Genomic DNA, 9,677 nt, shown 5'->3' with positions numbered 1-9,677 from the left:
ACGATGACCGAACGGCCGGAGTAGTCGACGCGCTTGCCGAGCAGGTTCTGACGGAAACGACCCTGCTTGCCCTTGAGCATGTCGGAGATCGACTTCAGGGGGCGGTTACCGGGGCCGGTCACCGGGCGTCCGCGACGGCCGTTGTCGAACAGCGAGTCGACGGCCTCCTGCAGCATGCGCTTCTCGTTGTTCACGATGATCTCGGGGGCACCGAGATCGAGCAGCCGCTTCAGGCGGTTGTTGCGGTTGATGACGCGGCGGTACAGGTCGTTCAGGTCGGAGGTCGCGAAGCGGCCACCGTCCAGCGGCACCAGCGGACGCAGGTCCGGCGGCAGCACCGGCAGCACGGTCATGACCATCCACTCCGGACGGTTGCCCGACTCGAGGAAGGCCTCGACCAGCTTGATGCGCTTGGTCAGACGCTTGAGCTTGGTTTCCGAACCGGTGCTGGCGATTTCTTCGCGCAGGCGGGTCATTTCCGACTGCAGGTCGATCGTGCGCAGCAGTTCGTACACGGCCTCGGCGCCCATGGCGGCATCGAAGTCGTCGCCGTGTTCCTGGCGCGCCTGCAGGTACTGTTCTTCGGTCAGCAGCTGACGGCGCTCCAGGGCGGTCAGGCCCGGCTCGGTCACCACGTAGGCTTCGAAGTACAGCACGCGCTCGATGTCACGCAGGGTCATGTCCAGCATCAGGCCGATGCGCGACGGCAGCGACTTGAGGAACCAGATGTGCGCGACCGGCGAGGCCAGGTCGATGTGACCCATGCGCTCGCGACGCACCTTGGCCAGGGTGACTTCGGTGCCGCACTTTTCGCAGACCACGCCGCGGTGCTTCATGCGCTTGTACTTGCCGCACAGGCACTCGTAGTCCTTGACCGGTCCGAAGATGGCGGCGCAGAACAGGCCGTCACGTTCCGGCTTGAACGTACGGTAGTTGATGGTTTCCGGCTTCTTCACTTCGCCGAAGGACCACGAACGGATCAGGTCCGGCGAAGCCAGCGCGATCTTGATCGCGTCGAAGTCCAGCGTCTGGCGCTGCTGGTTGAAGAGGTTCAGCAAGTCTTTCATGGTGTTTCTCCGAAAGGAGGAAATCTTGTCGATGGGGCTGTCGAGTCACTTCCGGCGGCGCGGCTGCCGGGGCAGCCGCGCCTGCGCGATCAGTTGTCTTCCAGTTCCATGTTGATGGCCAGCGAGCGGATTTCCTTCACGAGAACGTTGAAGGATTCCGGCATGCCCGCGACCATCTCGTGCTCACCGTCGACGATGTTCTTGTACATCTGGTTACGACCCTGCACGTCATCGGACTTCACCGTCAGCATTTCCTGCAGGGTGTAGGCCGCGCCGTAGGCTTCCAGCGCCCAGACTTCCATTTCACCGAAGCGCTGGCCACCGAACTGCGCCTTGCCGCCCAGCGGCTGCTGGGTGACGAGCGAGTACGGACCGGTCGAACGGGCGTGCATCTTGTCGTCGACCAGGTGGTTCAGCTTCAGGTAGTGCATGTAGCCGACGGTGGTGTGGCGATCGAATGCCTCACCGGTGCGGCCGTCATACAGCTGGGTCTGGCCGCTCAGCGGCAGGTCGGCCAGGGCAAGCATGTGCTTGATCTCGGCTTCGGTGGCACCGTCGAACACCGGGGTGGCCATCGGCACGCCGTCGGTCAGGTTGTCGGCCAGGCGCAGCAGCTCCTCGTCGCTGAACTGGGTCAGGTCGACGTGGTTGGCGTGCTGGGTCTTGTCGTGGTTGTAGACATCGTCCAGGAACTTGCGCAGGTCGCTGATCGCGGCCTGGGCTTCCAGCATGCCCTGGATCTTGCGGCCCAGGCCCTTGGCGGCCCAGCCCAGATGCACTTCCAGGATCTGGCCGATGTTCATACGCGACGGCACGCCCAGCGGATTCAGCACGATGTCCACGGTTTCGCCCGAGGCCATGTACGGCATGTCCTCGACCGGCACCACGTTGGAGACCACACCCTTGTTGCCGTGGCGGCCTGCCATCTTGTCGCCCGGCTGGATGCGGCGCTTCACGGCCAGGAACACCTTGACCATCTTCAGCACGCCCGGGGCCAGATCGTCACCCGCGGTGATCTTGCCGCGCTTGTCGGCGAAGCGACGCTCGAATTCCTTCTCGTGCGCCTGGATCTGCTTCTGGGCGCGTTCGATGGCTTCGGAGGCGTCGTCATCCTTCATGCGCAGCACGAACCAGTCGGCCTTCTTCAGGCCGTCCAGGTAGGCGTCGGTAACGGTGTCGCCCTTCTTCAGGTTGGCACCGCCGTTGACCACCTTGCCCACGATCTGCGTACGCAGACGGGCGTAGATGGCGCCTTCCAGGATGCGGAACTGGTCGTCGAAGTCCTTCTTGACGCGCTTGATTTCAGATTCTTCGATCTGACGGGCGCGCTTGTCCTTCTCGATGCCGTCGCGGGTGAAGACCTGCACATCGATGACGGTGCCGTCCATGCCCGGCGGAACGCGCAGCGAGCTGTCCTTCACGTCCGAGGCCTTCTCGCCGAAGATCGCGCGCAGCAGCTTCTCTTCCGGGGTCAGCTGGCTTTCGCCCTTCGGGGTGACCTTGCCGACCATGATGTCGCCGGCGCGCACTTCGGCACCGATGTACACCACGCCGCTCTCGTCCAGGCGGTTCAGCGCCTGCTCGGAAACGTTCGGGATGTCGGCGGAGATTTCCTCCGGCCCCAGCTTGGTGTCACGCGCGACGCAGGTCAGCTCTTCGATGTGGATCGTGGTGTAACGATCCTCTTCCACCACGCGCTCGGAAAGCAGGATGGAGTCTTCGAAGTTGTAGCCGTTCCACGGCATGAAGGCGATCAGCATGTTCTGGCCCAGGGCCAGCTCGCCGATGTCGGTGGACGGACCGTCAGCCAGCACGTCGCCACGCGCCACCACATTGCCCACTTCGACCAGCGGACGCTGGTTGATGCAGGTGTTCTGGTTGGAGCGGGTGTACTTGATCAGGTTGTAGATGTCCACGCCGGCGTCGGTCGGGTCGGTGATCTCCACTTCGTTGACCTTCACCACGATGCGGCCGGCGTCGATCTGCACGATCTCGCCGCCACGACGGGCGTTCACGGTCACACCCGAGTCACGGGCCACGGCGCGTTCGATACCGGTACCCACCAGCGGCTTCTGCGCACGCAGGGTCGGCACGGCCTGGCGCTGCATGTTGGCGCCCATCAGTGCACGGTTTGCGTCATCGTGTTCCAGGAACGGAACCAGCGCCGCTGCAATGGACACGGTCTGCATCGGCGAGACGTCCATGAAGTGGACTTCGGCCGGCGGCTTCAGCAGCGACTCGCCCTGGAAGCGGCACGGCACGAACTGCTCGGTGAGCATGCTGTTGGCATCGGTCAGGGCGTTGGCCTGGGCGATGACGTACTCGTTTTCTTCGATTGCCGACAGGAACTCGATGTCGTCGGAGACCTTGCCGTCGGCGACCTTGCGGTACGGGGTCTCGAGGAAACCGTACTGGTTGGTGCGGGCGTACACGGCCAGCGAGTTGATCAGGCCGATGTTCGGGCCTTCCGGGGTTTCGATGGTGCAGACGCGACCGTAATGGGTCGGATGGACGTCGCGCACTTCGAAGCCGGCACGCTCACGCGTCAGGCCGCCCGGGCCCAGGGCCGAGACGCGACGCTTGTGGGTGACTTCCGACAGCGGGTTGTTCTGATCCATGAACTGGGACAGCTGCGAGGAGCCGAAGAACTCCTTGATGGCAGCGGCGACCGGCTTGGCGTTGATCAGCTCCTGCGGGGTCAGGCCTTCGGATTCGGCCATCGACAGGCGCTCCTTGACCGCGCGCTCGACGCGGACCAGGCCCACGCGGAACACGTTCTCGGCCATTTCGCCGACCGAACGCACGCGACGGTTGCCCAGGTGATCGATGTCATCGACCACGCCGCGACCATTGCGGATCTCGGTCAGGACCTTGATCACTTCCAGGATGTCGGAGGTATCGGCGTGCTCGGCGACCAGGCGCTTGGACTCTTCGTCGTTGCGCTCACCGAAGTACTTGCGGTCGTACAACACCGCTTCACCGGTGACTGCCTTGCGGCCGACACGACGGTTGAACTTCATGCGGCCGACCGTGGACAGGTCGTAGCGCTCGAAGGTGAAGAACAGGTTGTGGAACAGGTTCTGCGCGGCGTCCTTGGTCGGCGGCTCGCCCGGACGCATCATGCGGTAGATTTCGACCAGGGCTTCCAGCTGGGTCTTGGTCGGATCGATGCGCAGGGTGTTGGACAGGTACGGGCCACGATCCAGATCGTTCACCCACAGGGTGCCCACGGCATCCACACCGGCCTTGCGGAAGGCCTGCAGCTGCTCGTCGGTGATTTCATCGTTGGCCTGGGCCAGCAGTTCACCGGTGTTGGCATCGACCACGTCGTGCGACAGGATGCGGCCGACGATGTAATCGTCCGGCACGGCCAGGGCGGCAATGCCCGAGGCTTCCAGCTGCTTGACGTGGCGCGCGGTGATGCGCTTGCCGGCTTCGACGATGACCTTGTCGCCGTCGGCCAGGTCGAAGTTCAGGGTCTCGCCGCGCAGACGCTCGGCCACCAGTTCGAGCTGCACACCTTCATCGGGGTTGATGTGGAAGGTGTTGATCTCGAAGAACTCGGCCAGCATTTCTTCATTGCTGTAGCCCAGCGCACGCAGCAGGATCGACACCGGCAGCTTGCGGCGACGATCGATACGGGTGAACAGCGCGTCCTTCGGGTCGAACTCGAAGTCCAGCCAGGAGCCGCGGTACGGGATGATGCGGGCGCTGTACAGCAGCTTGCCCGAGCTGTGGGTCTTGCCACGGTCGTGGTCGAAGAACACGCCCGGCGAACGGTGCAGCTGCGACACGATGACGCGCTCGGTACCGTTGACGATGAAGGTGCCGTTGTCGGTCATCAGCGGGATTTCGCCGAGGTAGACCTCCTGCTCCTTCACGTATTTGATGGCCTTGGTCGACGACTCGCGGTCGTAGATCACCAGGCGCACGGTCACGCGCAGCGGCGCGCCGTAGCTCATGCCGCGCTGGCGGCACTCGCGCTCGTCGAACACCGGTTCGCCAAGCTTGTAACCCACGTATTCCAGCGCGGCGTTGCCGCTGTAGCTGGCGATCGGGAAGACCGACTTCAGGGCGGCGTGCAGGCCCAGATCACGGCGCTTGGCCGGATCGATGTTTTCCTGCAGGAACTCCCGATAGGAATCCACCTGGATGGCGAGCAGGAAAGGCACTTCGAGGATCGAGCGCTGCTTGCCGAAATCCTTGCGGATACGCTTCTTTTCGGTGAACGAATATGACGTCATGGGGTCTCACCTTGGCTGTGCGGGCCGCCGTACAGGCGCGGCCCGAAGGGAACATGAAAATTGTCAGTTGGAAGTCGCTGGTATTGCCGGCACCAGCACGCCTTCTCCCGCTACTTCCAACTGCCAACTTGCCGGCCTACGGCCGGAAAGGTCAGCCGACCAACCGTCGGCTCTACCGTAAACATTGGAGCAGCCGACCAACGGTCGGCTCTACCGGTCGTTGTCGCAACAACGACCAAAGGCCGGGGGCTTACGCCCCCAGCCTTGGCTGCTTCGCCGTGATTCGATGGCGAGGCAAGGAACTGCTTACTTGACTTCGACAGTCGCGCCAGCAGCTTCCAGGTCCTTCTTGAACTTGGCAGCGTCGTCCTTCGAAGCGGCTTCCTTGATCACGCCACCGGCTTCGGCCAGATCCTTCGCTTCCTTCAGGCCCAGGCCGGTGATGGCGCGGACAGCCTTGATGACTTCGACCTTCTTGTCGCCGGCCGACTTCAGGATGACGTCGAATTCGGTCTGCTCTTCAACGACGGCAGCCGGGCCAGCCACAGCAGCGGCGACCGGGGCAGCGGCGGAGACGCCGAACTTCTCTTCGATGGCCTTGACCAGCTCCATCACTTCCATCAGGGACTTCTCGGCGATTGCGTCGACGATCTGTTCGTTGGTAAGGGACATTTTGATTACCTTTGGATAATTTTCTGGGTTGAGGTTCCGTCAGGAACCACGGAAACGTCGACTCAGGCGGTCTCGGCAGCCGGTTCGGCAGCATCGGCAGCGGCTTCTTCGCCACCACCCTGCTTGTCGCCGATGGCCTTGATGGCGCGGGCGAACATCGTGACCGGCTCGGTCAGGACGCGGGCCAGCATGGCCAGGGCCTGATCACGGGTCGGCAGCGAGGCCAGCACGTCGACGTGACCAGCCGGGAACAGTTCCCCGCCGATCGCCACGACCTTTGCCTGCAGCTTGTCGTTGGTCTTGGCAAAATCCTTGATCAGGCGACCGGCTGCGCCGGGCTCCTCGAGCGAGAACGCGTACAGCAGCGGACCGACGAGTGCGTCTTTGGCGCATTCGTATTCGGTACCTTCCACTGCACGTGCCGCCAGCGTGTTCTTGACAACTTTCAAGAAAACGCCGGTTTCGCGTGCCTGCTTGCGCATCGCGGTCATCTGGGAGACCGTGGTGCCAGCATATTCGGCTGCGATCAAGGAGTGAGCCTTGGCGGCGACTTCTGCCAGCTCCGCGACTACTTCTTGCTTCTGGGACAGATTGAGAGCCATTGCACTCCTCCAATTGAACTCCGCTTACGGCTCCTGCCGAGCGCGGTCCTGGGCGGTATCCATCCTGGACGCCGGGAACATCAGGTGATGTTCCAAGGGTGGGCCGTTCTAGACCTGGATGGCCAACCTGGGAGAACCCAGACGTGCGTAAACCAGAAAAACTCCAGAAGGGCACCATCTACGCAGGGTGATTCCCGAGGGGATCGATTAAGCGGTCGGTACTGCGCCGGCGGCGACTCCTTGCCAAAGCGAGCATCCCTGCCCGTCGCCGGTATGTACTGACCGCGCCTGCGGTCTTTGACGGCTTCTCCGCGGGGTTGCCCCTGCTCGGATGCCTTCAAATGTGACGGACACGGGACCCGAAGGACCCGTGCCCGCTTGAAACGATTACTTCAGGGTCAGCGACGACTGGTCGACGGTGACGCCCGGGCCCATCGTCGAGCTGACCGAAACCTTCTGCAGGTAGGTGCCCTTCGAGGTGGCCGGCTTGGCCTTGATCAGGTCCATCAGCAGCGCCTGCAGGTTCAACTTCAGCGCGTCTTCGGCGAAGTCGGCCTTGCCGATGGTGCAATGAATGATGCCGGCCTTGTCGGTGCGGTAACGCACCTGACCCGACTTGGCATTCTTGACCGCTTCGCCCGGGTTGGCCGACACAGTGCCGACCTTCGGGTTCGGCATCAGGCCGCGCGGGCCCAGCACGGTGCCCAGCTTGCCCACGACGCGCATGGCGTCCGGGGTCGCGATGACGACGTCGTAGTTCAGATCGCCGGCCTGCATCTTCTCGGCCAGGTCGTCCATGCCGACGGCTTCGGCGCCAGCGGCCAGGGCTTCGTCAGCCTTGGCACCGGCCGGGGCGAAGACGGCAACGCGCACGCTCTTGCCGGTACCGGACGGCAGCACGGTGGAACCGCGCACCTGCTGGTCGGACTTCTTGGCGTCCACGCCCAGGCGCACAGCGACGTCGAAGGACTCGACGAACTTGGCCTTGGTAGCGGTCTTCAGGATCTTGATTGCGTCCTCGAAGGCATATGCCTTGCCCGGGACGACGGCGGCCTTGATGGCCTTCTCACGCTTGGTCTGTGCCATCTTCTTAACCCTCCACCACGAGGCCCATGGAACGGGCAGAACCGGCAATCGTGCGCACCGCGGCGTCCAGGTCGGCGGCCGTCAGGTCGGCTTCCTTGGTCTTGGCGATTTCTTCCAGCTGCTTACGGGTCACCTTGCCCACCTTGTCGGTGTTCGGGCGCTTGGAGCCCGAGGAGATGCCAGCAGCCTTCTTGAGCAGCACGGCGGCCGGGGTGCTCTTGGTGATGAAGGTGAAGGTACGGTCCGAGTAGGCCGTGATGATGACCGGCACCGGCAGACCCGGCTCCAGCTTCTGCGTGGCGGCATTGAAGGCCTTGCAGAATTCCATGATGTTCAGGCCGCGCTGACCCAGCGCAGGACCGACCGGCGGCGAGGGGTTGGCCTGACCGGCCTTCACCTGCAGCTTGATGTAACCGACAACTTTCTTTGCCATGTGAGTATCTCTCCGGGTGCTAGCGCCTTACGACAACAGGCTCCCCATCGGACCGGGAATCACGCGTCCCGGCATCGCGTTTTGAATTCACGCAGAAGGCCACCTCGCGGCGGCCCTTGCTTTTTGCCAGCTTCCTGGCAGGAAGCCGCGCACTATATCAGGTTTTTTTCGCCGTTGCCGCAAGGCAGGCGTGACCGGGCCGTTCAGGTTCCGGACGATCGCCCAGAACCCTTTGCCCTCAGGCTCAGACGGCCTTTTCGACCTGGCCGAACTCGAGCTCGACCGGGGTGGCACGACCGAAAATCAACACCGAGACGCGCAGACGGCTCTTCTCGTAATTGACTTCCTCGACCACGCCGTTGAAGTCGTTGAACGGGCCTTCGGTGACGCGGACCATCTGGCCCGGCTCGAACAGCACCTTCGGACGGGGCTTCTCGACACCTTCCTGAACACGGTCCAGGATGGCCGCAGCCTCTTCATCACGGATCGGCAGCGGACGATCGGCGGTACCGCCGATGAAGCCCATCACCTTGGAGGTGTCCTTCACCAGATGCCAACTTTCGTTGTCGATGCGCGGGATACCGTTTTCTTCGTGGGTCTCGATCTGGACCAGTACGTAACCCGGGAAGAACTTGCGCTCGGAACGGCGCTTCTGCCCGGCGCGCATTTCGACCACTTCCTCGGTCGGGACCAGGACATCACCGAAGCGCTCCTGCATCTCGTCACGCACGATGCGATCGCGCAGAGCCTGCGCAACCGACTTTTCGAAGCCCGAATAGGCGTGAACGACGTACCAACGCTTCACTGGTTTCTCCTTATCGACCCAGGAACCACTGGGTCGCTTTCTGAATCAGGAAATCAAATCCGCCCAGCAGGAGGCTGAGGATGATCACTACCACGATCACCACCCAGGTCATGCGGATGGCTTCCTGGCGGGTTGGCCAGACAACCTTGCGCAGTTCGAAACGCGATTCGGAAAGAAACGCACGCGTGTCGCGACCTTTGCCGGTCATCAGGAACACGCCAACGCCGGCCGCGAGGCCAACGACAACGGCCAGACCGCGAAGCGGACCGGCCCATGCACTCTGGGACGCATGCTCAGGGGTGCCGAACCAGTACCAAGCAAAAAGACCCGCCAGCACCAGGATGGTTGCGGCGGCGTACTTGACGATGTCACCTCCAGTAGAGGTGTTGTCCTTGGAATGCTCGATCTTGCTGTTCATCCGGCTCTGGCTGCTGAGGCGGCATGGCATGGCCGCTGGAAGGGAGAAGTGGCACGCCAGGAGGGACTCGAACCCCCAACCTGCGGTTTTGGAGACCGCTGCTCTGCCAATTGAGCTACTGGCGTACTGAAAAACTGCCTTCCCTTAGACGGCGAAGGCGGACCGAGGTTCCCGGCCCGCCATTCGCGAGACCGGCAGCGCTAAGCAACCGCCGGTATTACGAGATTACGCGAGGATCTTGGAGACCACGCCGGCGCCGACAGTACGGCCGCCTTCACGAATTGCGAAACGCAGACCTTCGTCCATGGCGACCGGGTTGATCAGGGTGACAACCATCTTCACGTTGTCGC

7 protein-coding genes, 1 tRNA gene and 2 pseudogenes are annotated in these 9,677 nt (G+C 63.0%); all 10 read right to left on the bottom strand.

Annotated features, from left to right (window positions below; translation table 11 throughout):
- Positions 1-1,067 (bottom strand): annotated as a pseudogene (locus RTO53_RS17810) (DNA-directed RNA polymerase subunit beta'); the annotation flags it as partial.
- 89 nt (positions 1,068-1,156) lie between these two features.
- Complete coding sequence (gene rpoB / locus RTO53_RS17805; RefSeq protein WP_312239047.1) at positions 1,157-5,311, bottom strand: DNA-directed RNA polymerase subunit beta; 4,155 nt, start codon at positions 5,309-5,311, stop codon at positions 1,157-1,159.
- A 306-nt stretch (positions 5,312-5,617) separates the two neighbouring features.
- Positions 5,618-5,983, bottom strand: coding sequence for a 50S ribosomal protein L7/L12 (gene rplL / locus RTO53_RS17800; RefSeq protein WP_256775018.1), 366 nt, complete (start codon positions 5,981-5,983; stop codon positions 5,618-5,620).
- A 62-nt stretch (positions 5,984-6,045) separates the two neighbouring features.
- Positions 6,046-6,585, bottom strand: coding sequence for a 50S ribosomal protein L10 (gene rplJ, locus RTO53_RS17795; RefSeq protein ID WP_256775017.1), 540 nt, complete (start codon positions 6,583-6,585; stop codon positions 6,046-6,048).
- Positions 6,586-6,972: 387 nt separating this feature from the next.
- On the bottom strand, positions 6,973-7,671 hold the full coding sequence (rplA, locus tag RTO53_RS17790) for a 50S ribosomal protein L1 (protein WP_312239046.1): 699 nt from the start codon (positions 7,669-7,671) through the stop codon (positions 6,973-6,975).
- 4 nt (positions 7,672-7,675) lie between these two features.
- A complete protein-coding gene (gene rplK / locus RTO53_RS17785; protein WP_017356002.1) occupies positions 7,676-8,104 on the bottom strand; it encodes a 50S ribosomal protein L11 in 429 nt (142 codons plus the stop codon).
- A gap of 244 nt (positions 8,105-8,348) precedes the next feature.
- The gene (gene nusG / locus RTO53_RS17780) at positions 8,349-8,909 is read right to left on the bottom strand and encodes a transcription termination/antitermination protein NusG (protein WP_019186115.1); all 561 of its coding nucleotides are present in this window, start codon (positions 8,907-8,909) and stop codon (positions 8,349-8,351) included.
- A 10-nt stretch (positions 8,910-8,919) separates the two neighbouring features.
- A complete protein-coding gene (gene secE / locus RTO53_RS17775) occupies positions 8,920-9,327 on the bottom strand; it encodes a preprotein translocase subunit SecE (RefSeq protein WP_256775014.1) in 408 nt (135 codons plus the stop codon).
- A 49-nt stretch (positions 9,328-9,376) separates the two neighbouring features.
- Positions 9,377-9,452 (bottom strand) — tRNA-Trp (locus RTO53_RS17770).
- 100 nt (positions 9,453-9,552) lie between these two features.
- A pseudogene (locus tag RTO53_RS17765) lies at positions 9,553-9,677 on the bottom strand (elongation factor Tu); the annotation flags it as partial.

This window comes from Stenotrophomonas sp. (assembly GCF_031995405.1).
GTDB lineage: Bacteria > Pseudomonadota > Gammaproteobacteria > Xanthomonadales > Xanthomonadaceae > Stenotrophomonas.
This window is presented reverse-complemented; position numbering and strand designations above follow the sequence as displayed.

Coding starts and splice junctions, on each gene's coding strand:
- rplK (WP_017356002.1), bottom strand. CDS start 8,104: ATGGCAAAGAAAGTTGTCGGTTACATCAAGCTGCAGGTGAAGGCCGGT.
- rplL (WP_256775018.1), bottom strand. CDS start 5,983: ATGTCCCTTACCAACGAACAGATCGTCGACGCAATCGCCGAGAAGTCC.
- rplJ (WP_256775017.1), bottom strand. CDS start 6,585: ATGGCTCTCAATCTGTCCCAGAAGCAAGAAGTAGTCGCGGAGCTGGCA.
- secE (WP_256775014.1), bottom strand. CDS start 9,327: ATGAACAGCAAGATCGAGCATTCCAAGGACAACACCTCTACTGGAGGT.
- rpoB (WP_312239047.1), bottom strand. CDS start 5,311: ATGACGTCATATTCGTTCACCGAAAAGAAGCGTATCCGCAAGGATTTC.
- rplA (WP_312239046.1), bottom strand. CDS start 7,671: ATGGCACAGACCAAGCGTGAGAAGGCCATCAAGGCCGCCGTCGTCCCG.